Annotated in this window: 1 protein-coding gene; it reads left to right on the top strand. The window is 46.8% G+C overall.

Annotated features, from left to right (window positions below; genetic code table 11):
- Positions 1–308: hypothetical protein (locus tag AB4653_RS00255; protein ID WP_372103079.1), on the top strand; the 308-nt coding region annotated here is incomplete at both ends.

The raw sequence follows: 308 nt of genomic DNA, 5'->3' as shown, positions 1-308 counted from the left end.
GTAAGCCCAGTGACGCTAGCTCCAAAATTCGGACAGCTGCAAGATGGCAGTTGGAATGTCGGTGAAGGTGCAGGTGCGATTGTTCTTGTTGAAGAAAACCAAGTAGCGAGCAACCAAGATGCGGCTTACGGCAGCATCAACGCCTTAGCTTTTGGTTCAAGCGAGAATAACAACGCCGTTGTTGATGAGTTACTGACTCAAGTCGGTATGAGCTCGAACGATGTTTCTCTGCTTGAGCTTAACCATGCACCAGAATCTTCATCTCATCAGTTTTCGTCTCTAAGTTTAGGGAACACAAAGACTACTCA

Source organism: Vibrio sp. 10N.222.48.A3, from assembly GCF_041475345.1.
GTDB lineage: Bacteria > Pseudomonadota > Gammaproteobacteria > Enterobacterales > Vibrionaceae > Vibrio > Vibrio tasmaniensis_A.
This window is presented reverse-complemented; position numbering and strand designations above follow the sequence as displayed.